The 25896-nt window shown below is 70.3% G+C and carries 25 protein-coding genes and 1 tRNA gene; 11 read left to right on the plus strand and 15 right to left on the minus strand.

What is annotated here, in order from left to right:
* The first annotated feature begins 89 nt into the window (after positions 1-89).
* Positions 90-1301 carry an alpha/beta hydrolase family protein gene (locus ABT294_RS28590; protein ID WP_350809373.1) on the plus strand — a complete coding sequence of 404 codons (1212 nt, stop codon included), beginning with the start codon at positions 90-92 and terminating at the stop codon, positions 1299-1301.
* Positions 1302-1355: 54 nt separating this feature from the next.
* On the opposite strand, the gene lysA is transcribed toward ABT294_RS28590, so the two are convergent.
* Complete coding sequence (gene lysA, locus ABT294_RS28595) at positions 1356-2591, minus strand: diaminopimelate decarboxylase (protein WP_350809374.1); 1236 nt, start codon at positions 2589-2591, stop codon at positions 1356-1358.
* Between the two features lie 122 nt (positions 2592-2713).
* Here lysA and ABT294_RS28600 point away from each other — a divergent pair, with 122 nt between their 5' ends.
* Genes ABT294_RS28600 through ABT294_RS28620 form a run of 5 tightly spaced genes read left to right on the plus strand, consistent with a single transcriptional unit; the run spans position 2714 to position 7525 of the window.
* Positions 2714-3580, plus strand: coding sequence for an ABC transporter substrate-binding protein (locus ABT294_RS28600; protein WP_350809375.1), 867 nt, complete (start codon positions 2714-2716; stop codon positions 3578-3580).
* Positions 3577-4407 (plus strand): amino acid ABC transporter permease, encoded by an 831-nt coding sequence (locus ABT294_RS28605; protein ID WP_350809376.1) that lies wholly within the window; start codon positions 3577-3579, stop codon positions 4405-4407. Before ABT294_RS28600 ends, ABT294_RS28605 begins: the two co-directional genes overlap by 4 nt.
* Before the next feature lies 1 nt (position 4408).
* The gene (locus tag ABT294_RS28610; RefSeq protein WP_350809454.1) at positions 4409-5161 is read left to right on the plus strand and encodes an amino acid ABC transporter ATP-binding protein; all 753 of its coding nucleotides are present in this window, start codon (positions 4409-4411) and stop codon (positions 5159-5161) included.
* A gap of 31 nt (positions 5162-5192) precedes the next feature.
* The gene (locus tag ABT294_RS28615) at positions 5193-6776 is read left to right on the plus strand and encodes an N-acyl-D-amino-acid deacylase family protein (protein WP_350809377.1); all 1584 of its coding nucleotides are present in this window, start codon (positions 5193-5195) and stop codon (positions 6774-6776) included.
* Positions 6773-7525 (plus strand): serine hydrolase, encoded by a 753-nt coding sequence (locus ABT294_RS28620; protein ID WP_350809378.1) that lies wholly within the window; start codon positions 6773-6775, stop codon positions 7523-7525. The genes ABT294_RS28615 and ABT294_RS28620 overlap by 4 nt, the downstream gene beginning before the upstream one ends.
* Here ABT294_RS28620 and ABT294_RS28625 read toward each other — a convergent pair.
* The 3 genes from ABT294_RS28625 to ABT294_RS28635 all read right to left on the minus strand — a co-directional run bounded on the left by ABT294_RS28625 (position 7494) and on the right by ABT294_RS28635 (position 10140).
* Positions 7494-8417 (minus strand): LysR family transcriptional regulator, encoded by a 924-nt coding sequence (locus tag ABT294_RS28625; protein ID WP_350809379.1) that lies wholly within the window; start codon positions 8415-8417, stop codon positions 7494-7496. The two genes, ABT294_RS28620 and ABT294_RS28625, sit on opposite strands and share 32 nt — an antisense overlap.
* Before the next feature lie 308 nt (positions 8418-8725).
* Positions 8726-9433: an ROK family protein gene (locus ABT294_RS28630; protein WP_350809455.1), complete on the minus strand. Its 708-nt coding sequence runs from the start codon at positions 9431-9433 to the stop codon at positions 8726-8728.
* Positions 9434-9474: 41 nt separating this feature from the next.
* Complete coding sequence (locus ABT294_RS28635) at positions 9475-10140, minus strand: GntR family transcriptional regulator (protein ID WP_350809380.1); 666 nt, start codon at positions 10138-10140, stop codon at positions 9475-9477.
* Between the two features lie 254 nt (positions 10141-10394).
* Here ABT294_RS28635 and ABT294_RS28640 point away from each other — a divergent pair, with 254 nt between their 5' ends.
* Positions 10395-10532 carry a hypothetical protein gene (locus tag ABT294_RS28640; protein ID WP_350809381.1) on the plus strand — a complete coding sequence of 46 codons (138 nt, stop codon included), beginning with the start codon at positions 10395-10397 and terminating at the stop codon, positions 10530-10532.
* Between the two features lie 13 nt (positions 10533-10545).
* On the opposite strand, the gene ABT294_RS28645 is transcribed toward ABT294_RS28640, so the two are convergent.
* From ABT294_RS28645 to ligD, 7 genes are all read right to left on the minus strand, one after another.
* Positions 10546-11253 carry an ABC transporter ATP-binding protein gene (locus ABT294_RS28645; protein ID WP_350809382.1) on the minus strand — a complete coding sequence of 236 codons (708 nt, stop codon included), beginning with the start codon at positions 11251-11253 and terminating at the stop codon, positions 10546-10548.
* Positions 11246-12013, minus strand: a complete 768-nt coding sequence (locus ABT294_RS28650; protein WP_350809383.1) for an ABC transporter ATP-binding protein — start codon at positions 12011-12013, stop codon at positions 11246-11248. The genes ABT294_RS28645 and ABT294_RS28650 overlap by 8 nt, the downstream gene beginning before the upstream one ends.
* Positions 12010-12987: a branched-chain amino acid ABC transporter permease gene (locus tag ABT294_RS28655; protein ID WP_350809384.1), complete on the minus strand. Its 978-nt coding sequence runs from the start codon at positions 12985-12987 to the stop codon at positions 12010-12012. The genes ABT294_RS28650 and ABT294_RS28655 overlap by 4 nt, the downstream gene beginning before the upstream one ends.
* On the minus strand, positions 12984-13877 hold the full coding sequence (locus ABT294_RS28660) for a branched-chain amino acid ABC transporter permease (protein WP_350809385.1): 894 nt from the start codon (positions 13875-13877) through the stop codon (positions 12984-12986). The genes ABT294_RS28655 and ABT294_RS28660 overlap by 4 nt, the downstream gene beginning before the upstream one ends.
* On the minus strand, positions 13874-15016 hold the full coding sequence (locus tag ABT294_RS28665; protein WP_350809386.1) for a branched-chain amino acid ABC transporter substrate-binding protein: 1143 nt from the start codon (positions 15014-15016) through the stop codon (positions 13874-13876). Before ABT294_RS28665 ends, ABT294_RS28660 begins: the two co-directional genes overlap by 4 nt.
* 734 nt (positions 15017-15750) lie before the next feature.
* Positions 15751-15824 (minus strand) — tRNA-Met (locus ABT294_RS28670).
* A gap of 261 nt (positions 15825-16085) precedes the next feature.
* Entirely contained in the window at positions 16086-17105 is a 1020-nt protein-coding gene (ligD, locus tag ABT294_RS28675; protein WP_350809387.1) for a non-homologous end-joining DNA ligase, read from the minus strand.
* A 356-nt stretch (positions 17106-17461) separates the two neighbouring features.
* Here ligD and msrB point away from each other — a divergent pair, with 356 nt between their 5' ends.
* Positions 17462-17863, plus strand: coding sequence for a peptide-methionine (R)-S-oxide reductase MsrB (msrB, locus tag ABT294_RS28680; protein ID WP_350809388.1), 402 nt, complete (start codon positions 17462-17464; stop codon positions 17861-17863).
* Positions 17864-18017: 154 nt separating this feature from the next.
* Here the strand turns inward: msrB and ABT294_RS28685 are convergent, their stop codons facing one another.
* The 3 genes from ABT294_RS28685 to hemG form a co-directional block, all read right to left on the minus strand.
* A complete protein-coding gene (locus ABT294_RS28685) occupies positions 18018-18752 on the minus strand; it encodes a hypothetical protein (RefSeq protein ID WP_350809389.1) in 735 nt (244 codons plus the stop codon).
* A 511-nt stretch (positions 18753-19263) separates the two neighbouring features.
* Positions 19264-19965: a hydrogen peroxide-dependent heme synthase gene (hemQ, locus tag ABT294_RS28690; protein WP_350809390.1), complete on the minus strand. Its 702-nt coding sequence runs from the start codon at positions 19963-19965 to the stop codon at positions 19264-19266.
* Positions 19966-19969: 4 nt separating this feature from the next.
* Entirely contained in the window at positions 19970-21373 is a 1404-nt protein-coding gene (gene hemG, locus ABT294_RS28695; protein WP_350809391.1) for a protoporphyrinogen oxidase, read from the minus strand.
* A 107-nt stretch (positions 21374-21480) separates the two neighbouring features.
* Here hemG and ABT294_RS28700 point away from each other — a divergent pair, with 107 nt between their 5' ends.
* Positions 21481-22419, plus strand: coding sequence for a DUF4349 domain-containing protein (locus ABT294_RS28700; protein WP_350809392.1), 939 nt, complete (start codon positions 21481-21483; stop codon positions 22417-22419).
* Here the strand turns inward: ABT294_RS28700 and hemE are convergent.
* Positions 22407-23366, minus strand: a complete 960-nt coding sequence (hemE, locus tag ABT294_RS28705; RefSeq protein ID WP_350809456.1) for a uroporphyrinogen decarboxylase — start codon at positions 23364-23366, stop codon at positions 22407-22409. The two genes, ABT294_RS28700 and hemE, sit on opposite strands and share 13 nt — an antisense overlap.
* A 643-nt stretch (positions 23367-24009) precedes the next feature.
* Between hemE and ABT294_RS28710 the strand changes: the two genes are divergently transcribed.
* Together ABT294_RS28710 and ABT294_RS28715 are read left to right on the plus strand one after the other, a co-directional pair.
* Entirely contained in the window at positions 24010-24606 is a 597-nt protein-coding gene (locus tag ABT294_RS28710; protein ID WP_350809393.1) for a DUF3000 domain-containing protein, read from the plus strand.
* Between the two features lie 45 nt (positions 24607-24651).
* Entirely contained in the window at positions 24652-25878 is a 1227-nt protein-coding gene (locus ABT294_RS28715; protein ID WP_350809394.1) for an HRDC domain-containing protein, read from the plus strand.
* The last annotated feature ends 18 nt before the right edge of the window (positions 25879-25896 follow it).

Below are 25896 nucleotides of genomic sequence, written 5' to 3' on the forward strand. Positions count from 1 at the left end.
CCGGATCAGCTCCCTGCCGCTCGTGCAGGCCGGCAGATCGCTGGAAAGCTCCCGAACCACGATCACGCATCGAGAACGGAGCCGACCAGATGCCGACCACCGCAGTCACGCGCCGCCGCGTGGCCATCGCCGCGCTCGCCCTCGCGGCCGCCACCGCCATCCCGCTGACAGCCCACCCCGCCGACGCCGCCTCCGTCACGGCCGCGATCACCGACGCGGCCACCACGCTCGCCGCTTCTTCCGCTCCTGCCACCAGGTTGACGCTGCCTGCCCCCACGGGGCGGTATGCGATCGGCACTCGTGCGTTGCGGCTGGTGGACTCGTCGCGGCGGGATCCGCTGGTGAAGGCGCGGCCGTATCGGGAGCTGATGGTGAGCCTCTGGTATCCGGCCGGGCCCACCCATCGTCCTTTGGCACCGCACATGTCACGGATGGCGGCGGCCGACTGGGACCGGCATTCGGCACCCGCGATGGGAATCAAGCAGGGCAGCATGGACTGGGCCGGCACGACGACCCACGCCCGGGAAGGGGCGCCGGTCGACCGGAAGGCCGGGCCGCTGCCGGTGGTGCTGTTCGCGCCGGGGGACGGCGGCCCGCGGACCCTCGGCACGGTGCTCGTAGAGGAGCTGGCCAGCCGTGGCTACCTGGTGGTCACCGTGGATCACACCTACGAGGCCGATCAGATCGAGTTCCCCGGGGGGAGGGTCGAGCGGGCCGTCCCGCTGCCGTCGAAGCTGACGCCGAACGTCATCGCGAAGCTGCTCAGAAAGCATGCCAAGATCCGCCTGGCGGACATGAGGTTCGTCCTCGACCGCCTCGACAAGATCGCCGGACTGCGCGGTGTCATGGACCTCTCGAAGATCGGGATACTCGGCCAGTCCATCGGCGGATCCGTGGCCGCCCAGCTCGCCCACGACGACCCTCGCGTCGACGCGGGCGTCAACCTCGACGGCTCCTACGTGGGCCCGGTAGCACGGACAGGGGTGGGCAGGCCGTTCCTGCAGTTCGCAGCCCAGGCGCACACCCGGGCAGGCGACCGTACGTGGAAGTCCTTCTGGAACGCCTCCAGCGGGTGGCTGCGCGAGCTGAGACTGGCCGGCGCGGCGCATGGATCGTTCACCGACCTGCAGGTCATGCTGCCCCAGGTCAAGGAGCTCGTCGGCACGGTCGATCCGGGACGGTCGGTGGCGGCGCAGCGTGCCTACATCACCGCCTTCTTCGACCTGCATCTCAAGGGGCAGGCCACACAGCTGTTCGACACGCCGGACCAGCGCTATCCCGAGATCACGCTGGTTTCCTGACCGCCATCCTCGGCTTGCGGCAGCAGTCCGTGTTCGCGGCGGCCGGCACGTCTCTTACAGGTAGAGCCGCAGCAGGTCCTCCTCGCTCTCGCGGCGGACGATGGCCCGTGCCGCGCCGTCCCGCACCGCCACGACCGGGGGTCGGGGCATGTGGTTGTAGTTGCTGGCCATGGAGCGCTGGTAGGCGCCCGACACCGGTACGGCGAGCAGATCCCCAGGCCGGACGTCACCGGGCAGCGGGAAGTCCCTGACCAGCACGTCGCCACTCTCGCAGTGCTTGCCGACCACGGTGAACGGGCTGAGCGGGGCGTCGGAGGCGCGGTTGGCCAGCGAGGCGGTGTAGGCGGCGCCGTACATGCCGGGGCGGGGGTTGTCGCTCATGCCGCCGTTCACGCTCACGAACCGGCCCTTGATCGTGCCGATCTCGTAGAGCGCCACCGTGGACGGTCCCGCGATGGACCTGCCCGGCTCGACGGCCAGACGCAGGCCCGCCGTCTCCTTCCTGAGCACCGTGAGCAGTTCGGCGGGCGTCGGCGGGGTGGGGTCGTCCGGCGTGTAGCCGATGCCGAGGCCGCCGCCCAGGTCGAGCCTGGTGACGCCGACGACCGCGGCGAACTCGGCCATCCTGGCGGCGGCGGTGCCGAAGGCGTCCAGCTCGAAGATCTGTGAGCCGATGTGGGAGTGCAGGCCGTACAGCTCCAGCGAGGGCTCGGCGGTCACTCGCTCCACCGCGAGCGCGGCGGCGCCGGCGCTCAGCGAGAAGCCGAACTTGGAGTCCTCGCCGCCGGTGGCGATGAAGGCGTGGGTGTGGGCATCGACGCCCGGCGTCACCCTGATCATCACTCGCTGCCTGACCCCCAGGGAGGCGGCGATCGCGGCGAGCCTGGAGATCTCGGTGAAGGAGTCGACGACCACGCAGCCGATGCCCCACGCCACGGCGCGGCGCAGCTCGGCGGAAGACTTGTTGTTGCCGTGGAAGACGACCCGCTCGGGCGGCATCCCGCCGGCCATGGCCACGGCGAGCTCGCCGCCCGTGCAGACGTCGAGGGACAGGCCGAGCCGGTCGAGCCAGCGCACCACCTCGGGGCAGAGGAAGGCCTTGCCGCCGTAGTGGACGTCGCCGTCGGGAAGCGCGTCCAGCCACGCCCGCGCGCGGGCGGTGAAGTCGGCCTCGTCCAGCACATAGGCGGGCGTGCCGTACACCCGGGCCAGTTCGACCGCGCCGATACCGCCGAGATGCAGCTCCCCGCCGTGCCACGTGGCGGTTTGGGGCCAGATGTCCAAGCTCATGAGGCGCGAGCGTAAGCAATCGCGACGCCTCGCAAGGGCGAGCATCGAAGGATTCGTTGGTGAGGGTCGCATGCCTTCATGAGGCTTGGTGGCGCCTGATGGCCTGGCCACCATGAGGTGCCATGCGAAAACACCTGGTCATCGCCATGGCGGCGGTCTGCGCGCTGGGCGCGGGATGCGGGAGGTCCACCTCGGGTACGGCGGCCCCCACGCCGCCCTCCTCGACCGGCAAGAGCGCCAAGGACCTCGTCCCCGAAGCCGTGCGGAAGTCGGGCGAGCTGCGGATGGCGACCTCGGAGGGCTACCCGCCGATGGAGATGTACAAGCCGGGCACCCAGGAGATGACCGGCGTCGACGCCGACCTGGCCGTCGCCATCGGGGCGCGGCTCGGGTTGCGGACCCGCATCATCAACGCCTCCTTCGACGGCCTCATTCCAGGGCTGCAGGGTGGCAGGTGGGATCTCGCCATGGCCGCACTCAGCGACCTGGAGCAGCGTCGCAAGGCCGTCGACTTCGTCGACTACTTCAACGCAGGCGGCTCGATCATGGTCAAGAAGGGCAACCCGGAGGGCATCAAGACCCTCGCCGACTTCTGCGGCAAGAAGGTCGTCCTGGCCAAGGGCAGTTCCAACCTGGAGATCGGCAAGCGTCAGAACGACAAGTGCGCGCAGAAGATGGAGATCATGCAGAGCGAGGACGCGCCGACCGGCCTGCTCACCATCGATTCGGGCCGCACCGTCGCCACCGTCGTCGACTCGCCCGTGGCCGCCATGTACGCCAAGGAGACCGGCAAGTACGACGTCCTGCCCGAGCAGTACGACGCCGGACCGTGGGGCATCGCGATCGACAAGAAGCAGACCGGTCTGCGCGACGCCGTCGCCAAGGCGCTGCAGGAGCTGATCGACAACGGCGAGTACGGCAAGATCCTGGAGAAGTACGGCACGACGGCGAACGCCGTGGCCAAGGTCACGATCAACACCGGCGCATGATGGAGCTCTCGATCGAGGCGGTGAAGCCGCCCAGACCAGGACGGCTCGTCGCGGCGGTGCTCGCGGCGCTGGTGATGGCGTGGCTGGCCTACACCGTCATCGTCAACCCCAACCTGCACTGGGACGTGATCGCCGGGTTCCTGCTGGACGAGCGCATTCTCGGCGGCCTGTGGATCACGATCGCGCTCACCGCGCTGTCCATGGTCATCGGCGTCGGCCTCGGTGTGGTCGCCGCCGTCATGCAGCTGTCGGACAGCCCCGTGCTGCGCGGCGCGTCGGGCCTGTACACCTGGTTCTTCCGCGGCACGCCGCTGCTGGTGCAGCTCATCTTCTGGTTCAACATCGGCCTGGTCTTCCCCGAGATCGGGATCGGCGTCCCGTTCGGCGGGCCGATGTTCCTCCAGTGGCCGGCCAACGAGCTGATCACGCCGTTCACGGCGGCGTTGCTCGGGCTGACCATCAACGAGGGCGCCTACATGGCCGAGATCGTCCGCGCCGGCATCCGCTCGGTCGATCCCGGCCAGCGGGAGGCGGCCGAGTCGCTCGGCATGACGCACCGGCAGATCCTGCGCAGGGTCGTGCTGCCCCAGGCGATGCGGGTGATCATCCCGCCGACCGGCAACCAGTTCATCTCGATGCTGAAGACCACCTCGATGGTCTCGGTCATCTCCGGCGCCGAGTTGCTGACCGTCTCCCAGCGCATCTACCTGGACAACTTCGAGGTGATCGCGCTGCTGGTGGTCGCCTCCACGTGGTATCTGCTGCTCACCAGCGTGGCCACCGTCGGCCAGCGCTTCCTGGAGAGGAGGTTCAGCCGTGGCCACTAGCATGGTGAAGATCGAGTCGGTCAGGAAGCGCTTCGGGCAGCTCGAAGTGCTGAAGGGCGTCAGCCTCGACGTGCCGGCCGGCGCGGTGGTCTGCGTGGTGGGTCCCTCCGGCTCCGGCAAGTCGACGCTGCTGCGCTGTGTCAACAGGCTGGAGACGATCGACGCGGGCCGGGTGTGGGTGGACGGCGAGCTCATGGGCTTCACCGAGAAGGGCGACAGGCTGCATCTGCTGCGGCCCGACGAGCTGTGCCGTCAGCGTCAGGAGATCGGCATGGTCTTCCAGCGCTTCCACCTGTTCCCGCACATGACCGCGCTGGAGAACGTCATGGAGGGCCCGTGCACGGTCAAGCGCGTCTCGAAGGCGGCGGCCGCCTCGCAGGCGATGGCGCTGCTCGACAGGGTGGGGCTGGCCGACAGGGCCGGGCACTACCCCCGGCAGCTGTCGGGCGGCCAGCAGCAGCGCGTCGCGATCGCACGCAGCCTGGCCATGAACCCCAAGCTCATGCTGTTCGACGAGCCGACCAGCGCGCTCGACCCCGAGCTGGTGCAGGAGGTGCTGCAGGTCATGCGCGACCTGGCGGCCAGCGGGATGACGATGATCGTGGTCACCCACGAGATGGGCTTCGCCAGAGAGGCGGGCGACCATCTGGTGTTCATCGACGACGGCGTGATCGTGGAGGAGGGCCCGCCCCGCGAGGTGCTGTCCCAGCCGCGTCACGAGCGCACCCGCGCCTTCCTCGGGCAGGTCTTGTGAACGGTTCGCTCCTCATGAAGGGTTCGGCTCCGTGAGCCTCGACGTGCTGATCAGCGGTGGTCTCGTCGCCGACGGGACGGGCGCGCCGCTGCGCCGTGCCGACGTCGGCGTCAGCGGTGACCGCCTCGTCCTGCTGCCCCAGGGTGGCCCGGCCGACGGCGGAGGAGCGCGGGTGATCGACGCCACCGGGCTGGTGGTCGCCCCCGGCTTCATCGACGTCCACACCCACTCCGACGCGGTCACCCTTCTCGCCGAGGCAGGCAGGGAGCTGGCCGCCGCCCCCGTGCGCATGGGTGTCACCGTGGAGATCTGCGGCAACTGCGGGTCGAGCCTGTTTCCCGCGCTGCCCGAGCGCGTGCCGGCGCTGCGCCGGTCGAGCAGGGCCGGGTTCGGCGGCGACATCCCGATATTTCAGGACTACGGGGCGTTCGTGGAGGCGCACGAGCGGGCCCCGAGGTCGAACCATCTGACCTCCCTCGTCGGCCACGGCACCCTCAGGGCGGGCGTGCTCGGCTACGAGGACCGCCCGGCCACCTCCGCCGAGCTCGACACCATGTGCGCGTTGCTGGACGACGCGCTGGCCGCCGGGGCGGCCGGGCTGTCCACGGGGCTCATCTACACCCCCGGCACCTACGGCGACACCGCCGAGGTGGTCGCGCTGGCCCGCGTCGCGGCCAAGCACGGCAAACCGTACGTCACGCACCTGAGGGACGAGATGTCCCGTGTCGAGGAGGCGCTGGAGGAGGCCGTCGAGATCGCCCGCGAGAGCGGGGCCGCGCTGCACGTCAGCCACCACAAGACCGCGGGAAAGCACGCCTGGGGCAGGACCCTGCGGACGCTCCCGCGCATCGCGGAGCTGCGAGCCCAGGGCATGGACGTCACCTGCGACGTCTACCCCTACACCGAAGGCAGCACGTCGCTGTCGGCGATGTTCCCTCCGTGGGCCAACGACGGCGGCACCGAGGCGCTGCTCGACCGGCTGCGCGATCCCGGCCAGCGGGACCGGATGCGCAAGGCGATCGAGGAGGGCGTGCCCGGTTGGGAGAACACGGTCGGCAACGGCGGATGGGATCGCATCTCGGTCGCCTGCGCCACCAACCATCCCGAGGTCGAGGGCCGCACGATCGCCGAGCTGGGCGGTGACCCCGTGGACACGGCCGCGGAGCTGCTCCTCGCCGAGGAGGGCGAGGTGACGATCATCAGCCACTCGATGCGCGAGGACGACGTCCAGCGGGTCCTGGCCAGCGAATTCGCCATGATCGGCTCGGACGGCGTGCCCAAGCCGGGTCATCCGCACCCCCGCCTGGCCGGTACCTTCCCCAGGGTGCTCGGCCGCTACTCCCGCGACCAGGGCCTGTTCCCGCTGGAGGTCGCCGTCCACAAGATGACCGGCATGGCGGCCGACCGGTTCGGGCTGGCAGACAGGGGCGTCGTGCGCGACGGCGCGCACGCCGACCTGGTGCTGCTCGACCCCGAGACGGTGGCCGACGGCGCCACCTACGCCGATCCGCTGTTGCCCCCCTCCGGCATCCAGGCCGTCGTCGTGGCAGGACGGCTCGCGGTGGAAGGCGGCAGGCTCACCGAAGACAGACCAGGAAGGATCATCGGGCGGTGAACGACATCACGCTCGCCGTCGCGACGCGGGATCTGGTGACGGGAGAGTTCCACGGCGTCAACGAGGACGCCGAGCTGCCGCTGGCCAGCGTCGGCAAGCTGCTCCTGCTGGCCGAGGTGGCGATGAGCGTCGAAGGCGGCATCCTCGACCCCGACACGCCCGTGACGGTGCACGAGGACGACTACTGCGGCGGCTCGGGGCTGCTGCTGTCGCTGTCCGAGCGCAGCTGGACGATCGGCGACCTCGCCGTGCTGACCGCCGCGATCAGCGACAACACCGCCACGAACGCGCTGCTGCGCAGGATCGGCGTGGACCGGGTCAACGCGGCGGCCGCGGCCCTCGGGCTGTCGAGAACCAGGCTGCTCGACCGCATCAAGGAGCCGCGCGGCCCCGAGGATCCGCCGACGTTCGCGATCGGCACCGCGGCCGAGCTCTCCGGCCTGGCCGCGCTCGTCGCGGGGCCGGGCGGCTGGCAGGTGCTCATGTGCGGCTGGATGCAGCAGAACACCGACCACAGCCTCGTCCCCGCCCTGGTCAGGCACGACCCCGAGAGCGGCTGGCTGGCCAACAAGACCGGCACCGACGAGGGCGTCAGGTCCGACGTCGGCATCATGGACGGGCGGATCGCCTACGCCATCCTCGCCCACGGCCCCTCGGGCAGCGAGCACGAGCTGACCTCCGCCGTACGGCAGGCGGGGCTGGGCATCGCCGCCCGCCTCAGCGCAGCGAGGGCTCCATCGAGTTCCTGAGCTGGGCCGAGGCCGTGCGCAAGTAGGCCAGGAAGGACCGGGCGGCCGGGTTGGGGTTGGTCGGCCGCCTGGCCACGCCGATCCTGCGGAACAGGTTCGGCGTGGCCAGGCGGCAGGCGTGCAGCCCCGTCGCGCCCTGCAAGCCGAGGCTCGGCACCAGCGCGACGCCGAGCCCGGCTCGCACCAGGCCGATCGTCACCTCGTAGTGGTCGCTGCGGCAGCGGATCTGCGGCGAGAAGCCTTCCAGCGTGCCGGCCCGCTCGAGGATCGACACCGGGTGCTCGGCGCCGAACGTGGTGATCCACGGCTCGTCGGCCAGGTCCGCCAGGCGTACCCTGGGCCGCTGGGCGGCGGGGTGGCCGGTCGGCAGGACCAGGAGTTGTGGCTCGTCGAACAGGTGGACGACCTCCACCCCTTCGGGGCACTGCCACGGGTCGAGGGCGTGCTCGAAGACCACCAGCACGTCGAGCGCGCCGCGCTCCAGATCGGGCAGCAGCTCGTACGGCTGGCCCTCCACCAGATCGAGCGCCACCTTGGGGTACCTGGAGGCGAACCGCGACAGCGCCAGCGGCAGCAGCCGGTATCCGGCGGAGGCGAAGAAGCCGATGCGCAGCTCACCGGCGTCCACCCTGGCCTGGGCGAGCAGGTCCTTCTCCGCCGCCTCGATGATGTCGACGACCTCCTGCGCCCGGATGGCGAGGCGGCGCCCGGCCTCGGTCAGCCGCAGGCTCTGCGCGTTGCGCTCGACCAGGCCGACCCCCGCCTCCTGCTCCAGGCGGGACAGCTGGTGGGACACGGCGGACGGCGACAGCTTCAACACCCTTGCCGCACCGGCGATGCTGCCCGTCCTGAACACCTCAAGCAGGACACGCAGCCGGTTACTACTCAACACGTGACCAAGCGTATGAGCCTGATTGTCGACCCGCACCAGCGCGCTCGCGCCGCGACAGCCCGTCAGATCCTGGACGGCCCGTCGGAGACGACGAGCTCGTGCCGGTCGCCGGGAGCGAGGAAGGCCGGCAGCCGTGCCGCCTCCTCGCCCGCCTTCGTGGGGTCGAATCTCACGCGCTCCCTGCGGCCTGACACCACCGGCGCCCTCCGCCCCGGCCACCACCCGAGCCAGAACCGGCTCGCCCAGCGGCCTCGAGGCCCGGGAAAACACGAAATCCCGCCCGATCCAGATGATCGGACGGGACCCCGTCAACTTCCTTCAGGCCGTCTCAAGAACGGCCCGCATGGCAGCCGGAGAAGCAAGACCGCGCCAGCTCGGGCGATGCCACCACCGATCACTATCGCGTGCGGGGACAGCACAAGGACAACGGGTGCGATCGCCTTGGCGAAGATCGCGGCAACCTGGTCAACGATCTCGGCGGCGATCGGGGCATCCTCGGCGGCGGCCGCGAAGACGGCACCCGCGTCCGTCGCACGGGCGAACCTGGACCCTGGATGCTCTGCGGCGCAGCGGCGGGCGAGATCGACGATCGCGCTCTCCAACGGCCCACGACCGTCCCCGGCCGCGTCGGGAAGGTGACCGATCGGACGGATGACGCCGATCTCACCGGCCTGGTCGGCGCCCCGATGCAGTCGCCCGTCGATGACGACACCGGCTCCGAGCCGCTCGCCCCACTGAACCGCGAGCAGGGTGCCCGCGCCGGTGCGTTGGTGGGCAGCCGCCGGCGCGGCCAGGTTCGCGTCGTTCTCCACCGTAACCGCACACCTGAAATGCCCCCGCAGGTGGCCGACGAGGTCGATCTCCGACCAGCCCGGCACACTCGGGGCGAACAGCACCCGGCCGGTGGTCACTTCGACGATGCCCGGGGGCGCCGCGGTGACCGCCGTGATCTGCTCGGCGGCCAGGCCGACCGTCGCCAGCGCCTCACCCGTCGCCTCATCGACCGCCTCGAGCAGGTGCCGAGCGCCGCGATCCGCGCGGCGCTCAGGTCATCGGTCTATTCCGCCCAGATGTTGCGGACGTGGTGGATGTGCTCGCCCATGATGCGCTCGGCGGCCTCCCTGTCGCCCGCCTTGAGTGCGTCGAGCAGGGCCATGTGCTCGCGCGCGGAGTCGGGCAGCATGCCGCGCTCTGACAGCTGCGACAGGCCGTACAGCCTGGCCCTGTTGCGCAGGTCGCGCACCACCTCCACCAGGTGCGCGTTGCCCGACAGCGCCAGCAGCTCGATGTGGAAGCGCAGGTCGGCGTCGATGTAGGCGAGCAGGTCGGCGCGCTCTGCGGCGTCGACGATCCGCTGGGCGACGGGCCTGAGCCGCTCGAACTCCTCGGCCCTGGAGGCGTCGGCCAGCCGTGCCATCGTGGGCACTTCGATCAGTTGGCGGATCTCGCTCAGCTCGTCGAGGTCTCGGTCGGACAGCTCGGTGACCCGGAAGCCCTTGTTGCGCGCTGCCTCGACCAGGCCCTCCTTTGCCAGGTCGAGCATGGCCTCGCGCACCGGCGTGGCCGAGACCCCGAACTGGGCGGCGAGGACGGGCGCGGAGTAGACCACGCCGGGACGCATCTCGCCGGTGACGAGTGCGGCGCGCAGCGCGTGCGCGACCTGGTCACGCAGGCTCTGCCGCTCGCCCACCACCGGAAGGTTGAACCTCTCCTCCGCAGCCATCCCAGCTTCCCTACTTTCGTCCGTTCACTGGGCCCACGCCTCGTACGCAGCCGCCGCGACCACCAGGTCTTCCCACGCCATGCCGACGCCCTTGAAGACCCGCGGACCCTCGCCCACGGTGACACGACCGGTGGCCAGGCCTCCTCGATCGGGACCAACGCGCCGGGCGGCGGCGAGCCACGGCGGCCGAGGCCGCGAGCCCGAGTTCGGCGTACCGGAGGGCGAGAGCGGCGGACCTGCCGGAGGGCACGTCGATGACGACGTCCGTGGTGCCGTCGGGGTCGGCCTCGACCAGCCTCTCCTGGACGGCGTGCATGCCCAGGGAACGCCCAGGAGCGATCTCCCCGACCCCGCCGACGACGATCCTGAACGGCTCGCCGCCGGTGTGGTAGTCGATCGTCTGGATCATGCCCCTCCCAGGTAGGCCTCGACCACGCGGGGGTCGGAGCGCAGCAAGTCAGCGGTGCCCGACAGGGTCCCCTGGCCGCTCTCCAGCACGTAACCCCGATGGGCGATCTTCAGCGCGGCGGAAGCGTTCTGCTCCACCAGCAGCACGGCGGTGCCCGAGGCGTTGATGTCGGCGATCAGCTCCATCACCTGGGCGACGACCAGTGGCGCCAGGCCCATCGACGGCTCGTCGAGCAGCAGCAGGCGGGGGCCCGTCACCAGCGCGCGGCCGATGGCGAGCATCTGCTGCTCGCCGCCGGACAGCGTGCCGCCCTGCTGAGCGCGGCGCTCCGCCAGGCGCGGCAGCAGGTCGTACACGCGGTCGATGCGCTTCCTGACCTCCGCCTGGTCGCGCACGAGGTAGCCGCCGAGCAGCAGGTTGTCGTGCACGCTCAACGTGCTGAAGATCCTGCGGCCCTCGGGGCAGTGGACGAGCCCGCGGCTGGTGATCTTGTGCGCGGCGAGGCCGGTGATGTCCTTGTCCTCGAAGACGACCTTGCCGCCGCTGGGCCGTACCAGGCCCGAGATCGCCGACAGCGTCGTCGTTTTGCCCGCGCCGTTATTGCCGAGCAGGGCGACGATCTCGTCTGCGCCGAGGGTCAACGACAGGCCGCGCAGCGCGTGCACGCCGTCGTAGTGGACGTCGAGGTCGCTGATCTCAAGCATGGGTATCGCTCCCCAGGTATGCCTCGATGACGGCGGCGTCGCGGCGCACCTCTTCGGGGCGGCCGTCTGCGATCTCCTTGCCGAAGTTGAGTACCACGATGCGTTCAGAGACCTGCATGACCAGCCCCATGTCGTGCTCGATCAGCACGATCGCGATGCCGAGGTCGCGGATGCGCCTGATCAGGTCGAGCATCTCGGCCTTCTCGGCGTGGTTGAGTCCCGCGGCGGGCTCGTCGAGCAGCAGCAGGCGCGGCTTACGGGCTAGTGCGCGGGCGATCTCCACGCGGCGCTGCTCGCCGTACGGCAGGTTGCGGGCCTCCGAGTAGCGGTCGCCGCGCAGGCCGACGAAGTCCAGCCAGTGGTTGGCCTCGGCGGTGCATTCGCGCTCGGTGCGGCGGTAGCGCGGGGTGTGCAGGAGCGCGTCGAAGACGCTCTGCTTCAGCCACAGGTGGCTGCCCGCGCGGACGTTGTCGAGCACCGACAGCTCGCCGAAGAGCCGCAGGTTCTGGAAGGTACGGCTGATGCCGACCTCCGCCACGGCCGAGGGCCGCTTGCCGAGCAGCGACTGACCGTCGAAGGTGATCGTGCCGCCCGTGGGCCGGTAGAAGCCGGTCACGCAGTTGAAGGCGGAGGTCTTGCCCGCGCCGTTCGGGCCGATGACCGAGACGATCTCAGCCTCGTGTACCGAGAAGCTGAGGCCGTCGATGGCCTGCAGCCCGCCGAAGGCCAGGCGGAGCTCGCTCACCTCTAGGAGTGTCACTTGAGGGCCTCCTTCGAGCGGGCGGGCCACAGACCCTGCGGCCTGACGAGCATCACGATGATCAGGAGCACACCGAAGACGAAGTACCGGTAGTCGGCCACGCCGCGCAGCAGCTCGGGCAGCAGGCTGATGACGATCGCGCCGAGCACGACGCCGGGCACCGAGCCCATGCCGCCGAGGACCACGGCCATCAGGACGAGCGCCGACTGCAGGAAGGTGAAGCTGTTGGGCGAGATCGCCGACAGGTGACCGGCGAACAGCACGCCCGCGAGGCCGCCCCAGACCGCGCCCGCGATGTAGGCGGCCAGCTTGACCCGGTAGGTGTGCACGCCTGTCGCCTCGGCGGCGTCCTCGTCCTCGCGCACGAAGCGCATCGCCCTGCCCAGGCGCGACCTGCCCAGGCGCGAGGCACCGATGATCGCGATCGCGACGATCACCACGGTGACGTAGTAGAAGGCCACCGGGCTGTCGGTCAGGCTCGGGATGCCGTAGATGCCCGAGGGACCGCCCGTGACGGGCAGGTTGTTGGCGGTGATGCGGATGATCTCGCCGAAGCCCAGCGTGACGATGGCCAGGTAGTCGCTGCGCAGCCGCAGTGTCGGCGCGCCGATGATGATCCCGGCGATGACCGTGACCACGATGACGGCGGGCACGGTGACCAGCAGCGGCAGGTCGAAGCGGGTCGCCAGGACGCCGCTGGTGTAGGCGCCGACCGCGAAGAAGGCTGCATAGCCCAGGTCGAGCAGGCCGGTGTAGCCGACCACGATGTTCAGGCCCGAGGCGAGCATCGCGAAGATCGCCGCGCTGGTCATGATGGACAGTGCGTAGTTGCTGGCGTTCACGAACGGCGCGAGCAGCGCGATCAGCAGTCCTGCCAGGCCGACCCAGCGGTTGTCGAACAGCTTGGACAGCCTGGTCCGAGGGGCCTTGGCGCCGAGCTTGCGAGGGGCTTCGGGGGCTTTGGTCTCGTTCACACCCGCTCCGTCACGCGCTCGCCGAGCAGACCCGTCGGTTTCACGGTCAGGAAAAGGATCAGCACGCCGAAGGCGAACACGTCCCGCCACTCGCCGCCGAGCCAGTAGGTGCCGAACGACTCCAGCAGGCCGAGCACAAGGCCGCCGAGCATGGTGCCGGAGATGTTGCCGATGCCGCCGATGACCGCCGCGGTGAAGGCCTTCAGCCCGATGAGGAAGCCCATCAGGAAGTCGATCTTCCCGTAGTAGGCGCCGGCCATCACGCCCGCGGCGCCCGCCAGCGCGGAGCCGATGAAGAAGGTCCTGGAGATGACGGCGTTGACGTCGATGCCCATCAGCGAGCTGGTGCGCGGGTCGAGGGCGATCGCCCGCATGGCCCTGCCCTCGCGGGTCTTGGTAACCAGGAGATTGAGTCCGACCATGAGGACGACGGCGACGCCGATGAGCACGAGCTGCTGCAGGGTGAGCGAGGCGCCGAACACCTCGAGCGCGGTGCCGCTGAGCCGTACGGGGTAGACCTGGGGGTCTGGGCCGGCGACGATGCGCATGCCGTACTCGATGGCGAAGGACGCGCCGACGGCCGTGATAAGCAGCGACAGGCGGGGCGCGCCGCGCAGCGGGCGGTAGGCCACTCGCTCCAGGGCCACGCCCGCCAGGCCGGTGCTCACCATGGTCAGCAGCAGCACGGCCAGCAGCACCGGCAGCGTCATCGCGGTGGAGACCCCGCCCAACGCGGACAGGACGGCGAAGCCGCTGAAGGCGCCAAGCATGTAGAGATCGCCGTGAGCGAAGTTGAGCAGCTTGATGATGCCGTAGACCATGCTGTAGCCCAGCGCCACCAGAGCGTAAAACGAGCCGACGAACAGGCCGTTCCAGACAAGCTGGGTCATGACAGGGCGTCCTGCAGGGCGAACTTGCCACCCTTCCACACCAGGATCTGGAAACCTCCGGTGGAAAGCGTGTGCTCGGGGGTGAACTTCAGCGGGCCGGAGAACATCGTGAAGCCGTTGATCCCCTCCAGAGCCGAGATGACCTTGGCGCCGTCGGTGGAACCCGCCTTGGTGATCGCCTCGGCGGCCAGCCGCACGGCATCGTAGGCCTGGTTGGAGTACGGGCCGGGAGCCGAGCCGAACTTCTTGGTGTAGGAGTCGATCCAGCCCTTGGCGTTGGGCAGCGTGTCGGGGATCGGCGTCATGGTGGCGAAGACGCCCTCGACCTCGGGGCCTGCGATCTCACCGAGCTTTGCGGAGACCGAGCCGTCGCCAACCATGATCGAGCCCTTGTACCCCGCCTGGCGCAGCTGCCTGATGATCAGGCCGCCCTCCTGGAAGTAGCCCGTCCAGTAGACGAAGTCGGGCTTCTTCTCCAGGACGTTGTGGATGTTGGCGCTGTAGTCGCTCTCCTTGGGCGTGACGGCCTCGGTGATGACAGCCTTGTCGCCCAGCATCGGCTGGGTGCGGACCGCGATGTCCTTGGAGTAGCTGGTGTTGTCGTGCATGAGCGCGACCTTGGTGGCGCCCTGCTTGGCGATCCACTTGCTGGCCGACTCGGCCTGCTGGGTGCCGGTGCCGTTGATCAGGAAGACGTGCTTGAGCTTCTGGTCGACCAGTTCCTGCGAGTTGGCCGCGGGGATGATCATCGGAATGTTCGCCTTGCCGAACACAGGCAGCGTGGGCAGCGTGGCGCCAGAGCAGTATCCGCCGATGGACACCTCGACGCCCTCGGTGACCACCTTGTTGGCGGCTGCGACGGCCGTCTGGGCGTCGCAGGCGTCGTCGGCGGCCTTGAGCTGAAGCTGCCGGCCAAGGACGCCGCCCTTGGCGTTGATCTCGTCGATGGCCAGCTGGGCCGCGTTGGTCATATAGGGGCCGATCGCGGCCTCGCTGCCTGACTGCGGGACGAGCATGCCCAGGCGGATGGGGCCCTTGGCATCCTGCTGGGCACCGCCCCCATCGCCAAGGAGGCCCTGTCCACAACCCGCCAGCATCATTGCGGTCGCGGCCAGGGAGACGACGTGCGTCTTGCGCATGAGACTCTCCTCACATAAGTGATGTGTGACATCTCACCGACGCCCTCAGGGCCGGGTCAAGCGCCGAGACCAGACCGTTAACGTCCTAACACGCAGGTGGAACACCAAGGTAGGCGAGATGGACGTCCCAGAGTGCCGTCCGATTTGCAAAGTTTTGGGCAGGTCACGCCGCCCTTTTTGCCGTTGCCGTAACTGAAGGCGGCACGCGGGCTCGTCCGCCACCGCGTTCGGAGATGGCGGGCGGAACCTACCGCCCGCCGGGCCGTGCGGTTGCGCGCGGATCCGCCCGCTCTCCCGGCGGGGAGCGGCGCGGCCTGCGGCACGTCAGAGGATGAAGCCCTCGGGGAACAGGCAACAAGGGGCGCCCGCTCGCCGTCGCCTGGGACGTTGACGATCTCGAACACACCCCGCAGGCGGAAGCTGCCGCAACAGACGTCACCGCGTTCGCACTCACCCTGGTGAGGTGGGCAAAGGCCGCGGCTACCTGCCCGGCTTGAGTCCACGGAGATCACCGCAGCCCGCCAGTTGCGGGCTTCGCCATGCCCAGCAGCGTGTTCTCCGCGCTCTGCCAGCGGCCTGACACCACCCGAGCCTTCCCAGACACCCGCTCCACGAGCCCCGAACTCGCACGAACGCCGCTCGAAAAGCCCTGAAACGACAAGATCCCGCCCGATCATCAAGATCAGACGGGATCCCGTCAACTTCAGTCCAGCCGTCTCAAGAACGGCTCTTCGTGGCGGGAGGGGGATTTGAACCCCCGACCTTCGGGTTATGAGCCCGACGAGCTACCGAACTGCTCCATCCCGCGTCGCATGAGTAAGTCTACCCTCCATCCGGATCAGCTTGCGCCATTTTCCCTGGGCTCGCTTCTCGCCGTACGTCGGCGACCGTGGAGCCGCGCACATCCCTAGGCAGTCGCCGCAGTCATCGTCGACCTGCTCGGGCCAGAAAGACTGTCACGGTACGACGCGCCTCCTGGCCCGGCACCCGTCCCTGGCCTCGTCGGCTTCCACGTCGACCTGCTCGCCTCATAGCCCACCTCGAAGTGCCGGGCTCCCGTATCGTCGGCTCAGCTTGACTTGTTCTCCCCTGTCACAGCCCTGGCCTTACTCGGTTGAACGCGCATCGGCTCGCCAGGCATCTTCGGGTAGTTGGGCGGGTACGGGAGGTCGCCGCGGTCGTCCTTGTCGTACCAGTCGAGCAGGGCCTCGATCGAGAACGCCCGGTCGTCGATGGCGGCGTGCACGTCGCCGAGTTTCGCGAACCTGGCGGGCACCGTACGGATGTCGAAGTCGGACGGGTCGACGTCGGCGAGTTCGTCCCAGGTGATCGGGGTGGAGACGGGGGCGTGCGGCTGGGCCCTGATCGAGTAGGCGCTGACCACGGTCCGGTCGCGGGCGTTCTGGTTGTAGTCGATGAAGACCCGCTCCCCCCGCTCCTCCTTCCACCAGGCGGTGGTCACGAGGTCGGGCGCGCGGCTCTCCACCTCTCTGGCGAGCGCGATGCCCGCGTGCCGCACCTGGATGAAATCCCAGCGCGGCTCGATGCGCACGGCGATGTGCACGCCCCTGTTGCCCGACGTCTTCACGAAGCCGGTGATGCCGAGCTCGCCGAGGACCTCGCGGGCCAGGAACGCCGCCTGCCGCGCCGCGTCGAACCCGATGCCGGGCTGCGGGTCGATGTCGATGCGCAGCTCGTCGGGGTGTTCGACGTCGGACGCGCGCACCTGCCACGGGTGGAAGTCGATCGTGCCCAGGTTGGCGCAGTACGCGATGGCCGCCACCTCGGTGACCCGCAGCGAGTCGGCCTTGCGCCGGCTGGGAAAGGTGACGGTCACGGTCTGCAGCCAGTCGGGGTGCTTGGGCGGCATCCGCTTCTGGTAGATCGCCTCGGTCTGCACCCCGTCGGGGTGGCGTTTGAGGTTGGTCGGACGGTCTTTGAGCGCGCGCAGCGCGCCGTCGCCAACGCTCACGTAGTACTCGACCAGTTCGCGCTTGGTGGCGCCGATCGCTGGAAAGTAGACCTTGTCAGGGTTGGTGACCTTGACGGTCCTCTCGCCCACCTGGAGCTCAATGTACGGCGAAGCCATGCCCCAGAACTTACCCGTCGCCTGCGACAGAACCGAGCACAGAAATCAACGACGTCGGGGCGGACCCGCCCCGGAGCTGCCACGGTGGCGGGACCGGGCGCTCAACAGGGCGGGTCTCAAAGACCACCCGCACACCGTCGCCGCTCCGGGCGCTGGCGCGCCACCCGGCCGGCCTGGCGATCGCCGACGGCGCCAGCACGGGCGTGGGCTGTGCCGCTCTGGCGATCAGGCGAGTGGTCTCACCCCTTTGGCAGGAGGCGATGACACCCCCTTGCCTACAAAGACGCAGAATCACCCCAAGATGGATGCTTCACCCTGCGGAGATCTCTTTTTGCCGCATCTCGTACTCTGGACGCATGGACAAGGTGGTCAAGACCGACGCCGAATGGCGGGTGCAGCTCTCTCCGGAGGAGTTCCACGTGCTGCGGGAGGCGGGCACGGAACGTCCGTTCACCGGGGAGTACGTCGACACCAAGGCGGAGGGCGTGTACTCGTGCCGGGCGTGCGGGGCCGAGCTGTTCAGGTCCGACACGAAGTTCGAGTCGCACTGCGGGTGGCCGAGCTTCTTCGAGCCGTCCGAGTCCGACGCCGTGCGGCTGATCGAGGACCGCAGCCACGGGATGGTGCGGACGGAGGTGCGGTGCGCACGATGCGACTCGCACCTGGGGCACGTCTTCCACGGCGAGGGCTACGCCACCCCCACTGACGACCGATACTGCATCAACTCGGTCTCCTTGAGACTCGAACCCAAGCAGTGATCGAGTAGCGACAGCGCGTACTGGCGATGCGGCGCGGGTAGGGGCTTGTTGTGAGCCTTGTCCATCTTCGTCATCGGTGGGTGACGATCGAGGCAATTGGGCGCGTCGTGACCCAGCGATGCGACGTGTGCAACAAGACCAGGGTCAGGGTGCTCTAGCCCGGTTCCGGGTGGGTGACCCGGCAGCTGGTGTCCGAGGGGCCGAGGATGTTGGCGAGCACCGGGTTGCCGTTCTCGCCGTACTTGGCCTGGACGAACACCACCGGGCTGGCCACTCCGCTCTCCTTCAGGTACTCCAGGCCGCGCTTGCACAGGGCGATGGCCTGGGACGAGTTGTGCGCAGACTCCGGCAGATCTGTGTAGATGCGCAAATATCCGCCTACGGTGCGGATGTCCTTGAGGCGCTTGGCCGCCTGGTCATCGCCCCAGTGGGTCTTGAAGTACTCGGCCGCCTTCTGGTCGGTGTGCACCGACGGCCCGCTGCCCTCCTTGCCGGAGTCGGCGTCACCGCCCACCCGCGCGACCTCGCCGGTCTCGGCCTGCGCGACCCCGGACGTCGCCTCAGCCGGAGAACTCCCCTGAGCCTGCGCGGCCGGACGGCCCACCCCGGACGTCGCCTCAGCCGGGGAGCTCCCCTGAGCCTGCGCGGCTGGACCGCCTGCCGGGGCCCGCGTCCCTTCGGAACTCGCCTGGGCCTGGGGCGCCCGCGCGGCCGCGGAGCCTCCGGAGGCGGGCGGCGCTCCGGCGAGGTCGCCGGCGGGCGCGTCGAAGGCGGCACCGGTTCGGACGGTCTGACTCGCACGTCCGGCGGACACCGCCCCCTGGTCGGACGCGCGCAGCACGGCGACGCCGCCCACGACGGCCAGCACGCCGGCCACGGTCGCCGTCACGGTCAGCGCCGGACGCCGCCCAACCGGCTTCCTGCGCCGCCCGCGATGCCGTGGAGCCCGCTTCCCGCCGGAGCCACGGTCTCGGTCTCGGTCTCGGTCACGGTCACGGTCACGGTCACGGTGTCGGTCGCGCTGTCGCGGCACCCGCCGCCCTCGGGCCCTCGCGAACGGCTTCATCTGCACCTCCATGGAACGTGCCACACCGGCCAGAGCACAGGGTTCTCCGCTGATTGTCACAAACGGGTTTGACGACGTCAGCCAGATCCCCAACTCGGGTCCCGTCCGCGAACGCCCTGCCCCCCAGGGCGCACGAGTCGCACCCCGCGCCGCAGACGGCCGGGGCGGGCGACCGCCACGAACGCGACGCCACCGTGAGGGCCATGAGGGCCGTGCGGGCCGTGCGGGCCTGGGCGCCCCGGCAGGAGAGCGGCCACCGCGGGCGCATCGCCGAGGGCCGCAGCGGGCGTCTCGGGAACCGCCACGTACACCCGCGGTACCGGGCGGCGCGTCGCTAGGGCAGCGCGGCCAGCAGTTCCTGAACCGGCTTGCGGGCGCCGGTGTAGAAGGGGATCTCGACCCGGGTGTGCTCGCGCGCCTTCGCCCCGCGCAGGTGGCGCATCAGGTCGACGATCCGGTGCAGTTCGTCGGCCTCGAAGGCCAGCATCCACTCGTAGTCGTTGAGTGCGAAGCAGGCCACGGTGTTGGCGCGGACGTCGGGGTAGTCGCGGGCCATCTTGCCGTGCTCGGCCAGCATCGCCCGCCGCTCGGCGTCGTCGAGGAGGTACCACTCGAGCGAGCGGACGAACGGGTAGACGCTCACGTACGCCCGCGGCTCCTCCTCGGCGAGGAACGCCGGGATGTGCGACTTGTTGAACTCGGCGGGCCGGTGCAGCGCCATGGCCGACCAAACGGGCTCGCTGTGGCGGCCGAGGGCGGTGCGGCGGAAGCGGGAGTAGACGTCCTGGAGGTCGTCGGAGGTGGGCGCGTGCCACCAGAACATGTAGTCGGCGTCGGCGCGGAACCCGGCCACGTCGTAGAGGCCGCGGGTGACGACGTCCTTGCCCGCCGCCTGCTCCAGCAGTTCCTCCAGCTCCTGGCCGATGTTCTCGCGGTCGCCTGGGAGCGGCGTGGTCGCCTTGAAGACCGACCACATCGTGTAGCGGATCACCTGGTTCAGATCGCGGGCCTTGAGCCGCGAAGCGCCCTCTGTCATGCCTCTATTGTCCTCGCAGCGACAGGTGGTCCAGTATCCGGGCGGCGGCCGTGCGCGCGGTGGAGACGCACGCGGGGATGCCGAGCCCGTCGTAGGCGGCCCCGCACACGGCCAGGCCCGGTTCGACGGCGACCGCGGCGCGCACCCTGGCGATCCGGTCGAGGTGGCCCACGTTGTACTGGGGCAGCCCCCCGCCCCACCGCGAGACGCGGGTGTCGACCGGCAGCCCGTGGGCTCCCTGCACGTCGGCCATCTCGGCGGTGGCCAGCGAGACCAGTTCGGTGTCGTCGCGCTGGAGCAGGTGCTCCTCGCCGACGCGTCCGATGGAGCAGCGCACCAGCAGCAGGTCGCCCGACAGGTGCGGCCACTTGACCGAGCTGAACGTGACCCCCTTGATCGGCCGCCCCTCGACGGGCGGCACCAGGTACCCGCTGATGGCGGGCGGCTCGGGGAAGGCGCTGAGCGGGTAGGCGAGCGTGACGATGGCCATGCTGGCGTACTCGATCCTGGCCAGCTCGCTCGCGGCCTTGGGCACCTCGGCCTTGAGCAGCCTGGTGGAGGCGGGCCCCGGCGTGGCGACGATCACCGCGTCGGCGTCGATCACCTCGGGCCTGGGCACGGGGCCGGTGACGAGCCGCCAGCCGCCCTCGGTGCGGTGCAGCTCGCGGACGGTGACGCCGGTCCGCACGTCGGCCCCTGACGCCTTGGCGACCGCCTCGGGCAGGCTGCCGAGCCCGCCGCGCAGCGAGGTGAAGACCGGGCCCGCCGCCTTGGGCGTCTCCGAGACGATCTCCCTGGCCGCCGTCAGCAGGGAGCGCTCCGAGCGGGCGGCGGCGGCCACCCTGGGCATGGTCGCCTCCAGCGACAGCCTGTCGGAGCGGCCCGCGTAGACGCCGCCGAGCAGCGGCTCGACCAGCCGGTCGAGCACCTCGCCGCCCATCCTGGCCCTGATGTAGGCGGCCACGGACACGTCGGTGCGGACGAGCGTGGCCGGCAGGATCTGGTCGAGCGGCACCCGCACCAGCCCGCCGGGCGACACGATGCCGGACTTCGCCAGCTCGGTCAGGTCGGACGGCACCCCCATGACCTGCGCTTTCGGCATCGGCCGCAGCGCGCCCCTGGAGTAGACCGCCGCCTGCGTGGTGCCGGGGTCGACCAGGTCGCCGGCGAGGCCGACCGCCTTGGCGAGGTCCTTGCCCTCGGGCCGCCTGGCCAGCATGGCCTCGGCGCCCGCGTCGACGTCGACCCCGGCGACCTCCGACGCCAGCAGCTTGCCCCCGATGCGGGGGGCGGCCTCGAGCACGGTCACCTTGACCCGCTCGCCGCCGCCCTGCTGGAGGAACCACGCGGCGGCCAGGCCCGAGATGCCGCCCCCGATGATGACCACATGCGCCCGATTGCCTTCCACGCCTCCTGACGGTACCGCCTGAGGGCCGTGATGACCTGTTCGGGGCATGTGACCTTACCGTGATGCCTGCCATCAAACCAGGGCGATCCTGGATCCGTCGTAGGGGCATGAGCAGATTGACGTACGGCGTCGCCGTCTCGGCGGCGTGCACGCTCCTGTTCGCGTCCGGCTGCGGAGGAGGCGCCAAGGTCCAGTCGTCCTCGGCGGGCGCGCCCGCGGTGGCGCCCGAGTCCGCGGTGGCCCGCGACCAGTCGGTGGAGAGGCAGGCGAAGGCGCCGGTGCCCGAGTCCGGCAAGAACATCACCTCGGACGTCAAGGTGACGCAGCAGGACCGGCAGGTCATCTACGTGGCGAGCATGACGGTGCGGGCCAAGGAGGTCGTGCCGGCCACGGAGCGGGCCAAGCAGATCGTGACCGCGGCCGGCGGCTACCTGTCGAGCGAGAAGTCCAGCTCGGCCGAGGACAGCGAGGCGTCCGCCACACTGGAGTTCAAGATCCCGCCCGCCCGCTACCCGGACGTGCTCGCCAGTCTCGGCAAGGACCTGGGCAAGCGGCTGTCGGTCAGCCAGGGCACCCAGGACGTCACCATGCAGGTGGCCGACGTCGAGAGCCGGCTCAAGTCGGCCCAGCAGGCGCTCGACTCGCTGCGCACGCTGATGAAGAAGGCCGACACGATCGGCCAGGTGCTGCAGGTCGAGCGGGAGATCGCCGGCCGCGAGGCCGACCTGGAGTCGCTGCAGGCCCAGCAGAAGGAGCTCAGGGCGCAGACCGGCATGGCCACGCTGACGTTGACGGTGGTCGGCCCCGTCGCGGTCGTCGAGACGCCCTCGGAGGAGCCGGCGGGCTTCCTCGGCGGCCTGGCGTCGGGCTGGAAGGCGCTGGTGTCGTTCACGAAGGTGGTGCTCACCGTGCTCGGCGTGCTGCTGCCGTGGCTGGTGGCGGCCGTGCCCGTGGTCCTGCTCGCCGTCTTCCTGGTACGGCGGAGCAGGGCGCGCAGGCCGGCCGCCGTGGAGCGGGTGGAGCCGGTGGGGCCTCAGGCCTCGTGAACCAGGTCGGTGAGCCGCTTGAGCTGGTCGGGGTCGGTCGAGGGCAGCACGCCGTGCCCGAGGTTGAACACGTACCCCTCGGCGGCCCGCCCCCTGCGCAGCACGTCGCGGGCCCTGCGCTCGACGACCTCCCACGGGGCGAGCAGGATGGCCGGGTCGAGGTTGCCCTGCAGCGCCTTGCCGGGGCCGACCCGCCGGGCGGCCTCGTCGAGCGGCACCCGCCAGTCGACGCCGACCACGTCGGCTCCCGCCTCGCCGAGGACGCCGAGCAGCTCGCCGGTGCCGACGCCGAAGTGGATGCGCGGCACGTCGAGGTCGGCCAGCCCGTCGAAGATCCGCCGGGTGTGCGGCAGGACGAACTCGCGGTAGTCGTCGGGTGCGACCGCGCCCACCCAGGAGTCGAAGAGCTGGACGGCCGAGGCGCCCGCCCTGATCTGGAGGCGCAGGTGTTCCAGCACGATGCCCGACAGCCGCTCCATGAGGGCGTGCCACAGCTGCGGCTCGCCGTACATCATGGCCTTGGTGCGGTCGTGGTTCTTGGACGGCCCGCCCTCGATCAGGTACGAGCCGAGCGTGAACGGCGCGCCCGCGAAGCCGATCAGCGGGGTGCCGCCGAGCTCGCCGACCAGCGCCTCGATGGCCTCGGTGACGTACGGCACGTCGCCGGGCTCGAGCGGGCGCAGCACGTCGAGGCCCTTGGAGTCGCGGATCGGGTCGGCGACGACCGGGCCGACGCCCGGCTTGATGTCGAGGTCGACGCCGATGGCCTTGAGCGGCACCACGATGTCGCTGAAGAAGATGGCGGCGTCGACGCCGTAGCGGCGCACCGGCTGCATGGTGATCTCGACGATCAGGTCGGGCGTCGCGCACGCGGTGAGCATCGGCACGCCTTCGCGCACCTTGAGGTATTCGGGCAGCGACCGCCCGGCCTGCCGCATGAACCACACGGGGGTGTGGGGGACGGGCCGGCGGTGGCACGCGCGAAGGAACGCTGACTCGGCGAGATTCACCTTCCAAGGGTCCCATGACCGGCCACCGGCCCCGGCACCGGTGCGAGGTGTCGGAAAAATATGCATTGGACGCTCCAAATCATGATCAGATAGTCCGATGGATGTTTACCGGTCGGCTCGGCATCGGCGGCGCACACGGGTCGAACACACCCCATGGACGACCAGAAAGCCGGTCTCGACTGGACCAAATGTTCGCCAAGCCACCGCGCGGCATCGATTCAGCATCCACTTTCGGGACACGCCGAGCGCGTTGCGCGGAAATGTCAGCCGCTCGTGCCAACGTCGAAGCCACGACCCGAAGAAAGGCCTCGGTGCGATGACCGCGTTGTGGAGTTCCCCTGAGCGCCGCAGTCACCACTGCGCTTCCTGCGCTGGTGAGCGGCTGTTCGAGCAGTGCTTCGACGGGTACCGACCGGGAGCATCCCCCGAGCGGGCCTGTCCCGACTGCGGTCACGCCCTCCTTTTCGGTCTCGTCCCGTCCACTCGCCCGGTCGCTCCGCTGGTTATGGCAGCGGCTTGATCACGAACGATGAGCACCCCCGTGGTCCCCTTCCGTCCTACTTCGACCTACGCTTCGGCTATGACACTCGGTGACCAGCCACCGGCGCCCGCCGCGTTCAGACGTGCGGCCGAGAGCCTGCGACTGGCCGAGGTCAGGCCGGAGATCGAGCTCGAGGACCTCCCAGCGCCGCAGCGGCTGGCCCCCTACTCGGCCGCCATCGGCGCGTCGGTCTACCGCGACGACGACGAACTCGCCGTCGGCAGGCTGATCCTCCTCTACGACCCCGACGGCCAGCGCGGCTGGGAGGGTCCGTTCCGGCTGGTGGCCTACGTCAGGGCCGACATGGAGCCGGAGATCACCTCCGACCCGCTGCTCGGGCCCGTCGCGTGGAGCTGGCTGACCGAGGCGCTCGACGCCCATCAGGCCGACTACTCCGCCGCCGGCGGTACCGTGACTAGAGCCGTGTCCGAGGGGTTCGGCAACAAGGCCGATGACCCGGTCACCACCGAACTGGAGCTGCGCGCGTCCTGGTCGCCGACCCAGGAGGACCTCTCCGGCCACGTCGCCGCCTGGTGCGATCTCATGTGCCTGGCGGCGGGGATTCCCCCGCTCCCGCCCGACGTGGCCGCGATGCCACGCCGACGTGAAGATCCGGAGAGTGACCGAACCAAGTGAGGGCACCCGTCAGAACAGCACTCAGGTCATGAGGGCGGTGAACTCATGACAGAAGAACGAACCGTCGTCCCGCTGCTCGAGCCGCGCGAGGGCATCCCACCCGTCATCGCCGACGCCCGGGCGCTGGCGGCCGCCGTCGAGGCGTTCGCCGCGGGCTCGGGGCCCGTGGCCGTCGACGCCGAGCGGGCCTCGGGCTATCGCTACGGCAACCGCGCCTATCTGGTGCAGCTGCGCCGCGCGGGCGCGGGCAGCGCGCTGATCGACCCGATCGCCTGCCCCGACCTGTCCGCGCTCGACGCGGCCGTGGCCGAGGCCGAGATCGTCCTGCACGCCGCGTCCCAGGATCTGCCGTGCCTGCTCGAGCTCGGGTTCAGGCCGCGGGCCCTGTTCGACACCGAGCTGGCCGGCAGGCTGCTCGGCTACGAGCGGGTGGGGCTCGGCACGATGGTCGAGACCGTGCTCGGGCTCCGGCTGGAGAAGGGGCACTCGGCCGCCGACTGGTCCACCAGGCCGCTGCCCGAAGACTGGCTGCGCTACGCGGCGCTCGACGTGGAGGTGCTGGTCGAGCTGCGCGACGTGCTCCACGCGGAGCTGGCCGAGAGCGGCAAGCTGGGCTGGGCGCTGGAGGAGTTCGCGGCCGTGCTGAACACACCGCCCGCGATGCCGAGGTCCGATCCGTGGCGGCGCACGTCCGGCATCCACAAGGTACGCAACGTGCGGGCGCTGGCGATCGTCCGCGAGCTGTGGACGATGCGCGACCGCATCGCCCGCGAGAGCGACCTCGCGCCCGGCCGGGTGCTGCCCGACTCGGCGATCGTCGCCGCCGCGCTGGAGGTGCCGCGCACCAAGAAGGCGCTCACCGAGATCACCGCGTTCACCGGGCGCAGCGCGCGCAGGCACATGGGCGAGTGGCTGGCCGCGGTGGCCAGGGCGCGCGGGCTGTCCGACACGGAGCTGCCGCAGCCCAGCACGCCCGGCGACGGGCCGCCTCCGGCCAACCGCTGGGCCGACCGCGATCCGGCGGCCGCCAAGCGGCTGGCCGCCGCCCGCGCGGTCGTGGCCGCGCTGGCCGAGGAGCACCGGATGCCCACGGAGAACCTGCTGCAGCCCGACGCGGTGCGCAGGCTCACCTGGGAGCCGCCGGAGGAGATCACCGACGAGCGGGTGACCGACCGGCTGCGCAAGCTGGGCGCGCGCGAATGGCAGCTCTCGCTGACCGTCCGCCCCCTCACCACGGCGCTGGCCAGGCTGGAGACCAAGGACCAGCTCTAGGTACGGCAGGCACTTGAC

This window comes from Nonomuraea sp. NPDC000554, assembly GCF_040300065.1.
In the GTDB taxonomy this organism is placed as follows: Bacteria; Actinomycetota; Actinomycetes; order Streptosporangiales; family Streptosporangiaceae; genus Nonomuraea.